This is a genomic window from Legionella tunisiensis (assembly GCF_000308315.1).
Lineage (GTDB): Bacteria > Pseudomonadota > Gammaproteobacteria > Legionellales > Legionellaceae > Tatlockia > Tatlockia tunisiensis.
Map to the genome: position 1 here is coordinate 1 of NZ_CALJ01000177.1, position 1,787 is coordinate 1,787.

A 1,787-nucleotide genomic window follows, 5' to 3' on the forward strand; every position below is an offset into this window, starting at 1 on the left:
TACGACCAAAGATCATAAACTAAAGGGAAGATATTATGCGATACTGATCTCTTCATTTTCTTTATTTTCTTTTTCTTTTAATGCTCGGCGTAAAATTTTACCGACATTTGTCTTTGGTAATTCCTTATAAAATTCGACAATTTTAGGCACTTTGTAGGCAGTGAGATGCTCACGGCAATGAGCAATGATTTCTTCTGCAGTAAGCGCTGGATCTCGTTTCACAATACAGGCCTTTACGCGCTCGCCTGACTCAGAATCCATGATTCCAACGACCCCCACTTCAAGCACGCCTGGATGCATGCCAATAACTTGTTCAACTTCATTCGGATAAACGTTAAAGCCTGAAACAACGATCATATCCTTTTTACGATCAACTAAATAAATAAATCCCTTTTCATCAATGCGGGCAATATCTCCCGTTTTTAAAAAACCATCCGGAGTAAAGACCAGTGCTGTTTCATCTGGACGTTGCCAATAGCCGCGCATCACTTGTGGACCCTTGATACATAATTCACCTGCTTTATCGAAGCCTACTTCATGATTCATTTCATCTCTTATTGAAATATCTGTCGATGGCAGAGGCAAGCCTATACTGCCATTATATTCTTCTAAATACATAGGATTGATCGTTGCAGCAGGACTAGTCTCGGTTAAACCATAGGCTTCCAATACACGAGTTTTAGTGGTCTCACGCCATTTAAGCGAGATACTCTTTTGTAAGGCCATACCCCCCTGAGAGGGCAAGTTTGAGTTTTGAAAAATCAATGTCTTTGAAATTAGGGTGATTTAAAAGAGCATTGAATAAGGTATTGACGCCAGTAATTGCTGTAAAACCGCTATTCTTGATCTCAGCAATAAAATGAGGAATATCACGTGGATTGGTTATCAAGATGTTTTTGGCCCCGGCTTTCAGAAAGGTGAGGCAATTAGCTGTGAGAGAAAAAATATGGTACAGAGGGAGTGCAGTAATAATGATATCTTGGCTATTAACTTTTAAGGGAGATATCCAGGAGGACGCTTGCAGTACATTGGCTACCATATTGCCATGAGTGAGAATGGCTCCTTTGGCAACCCCAGTAGTACCTCCAGTATATTGCAGAAAAGCAATGTCTTCATGATTCAATTTTACTTCTTGTAAATGACCATGTTTCCCTCGCTCTAATGCGTCATTAAAGCGAATTGCATGAGGAATGCTGTACTTGGGAACCATTTTTTAATGTATTTTACAACGGCATTAACAATAACTCTTTTGACTGGAGGGAAAATATCGCCAATTTGAGTAATAATGACATGTTTAATAGTAGGCATGTGTTCTAAGGCTTTTTCCACCGTTTTGGCAAAATTGGCTAGTACTACAATGACTTCTGCTCCTGAATCATTCATCTGATGAACGACTTCATCCAAAGTATAGAGGGGATTCGTATTAACAATGACGTATCCAGCTCTTAGGGTGGCGAACAAAGCAATAGGATATTGCAATAAATTAGGCATCATGAGTGCAATACGTGTACCTTTCTTTAAACCGAGTTGTTGCAGGTATATTGCAAATTGACGGCTTTTGATCTCGAGTTCACGGTAACTTAACTCACAATCTAAGTTGACATAAGCGATTTGTTTAGAATATTGGCGACATGAATCTTCAAATAAAGCGACAAGAGATGAGTACTCACTGCTGTCGATTTCATAAGGAACGCCTGTTTGATATTGCTCTAACCAGACTTTATCCACTTTGATGTCCTTCTGTTATTGATCCCCTCGTGATAGTATAAACAAAAACAGGGTGATGG

At 39.4% G+C, this 1,787-nt stretch carries 1 pseudogene; it reads right to left on the reverse strand.

The window, feature by feature from the left end:
* Positions 1-33: 33 nt before the first annotated feature.
* Positions 34-1,728: pseudogene (locus BN58_RS37015) on the reverse strand (AMP-binding protein).
* Between the last annotated feature and the right edge of the window lie 59 nt (positions 1,729-1,787).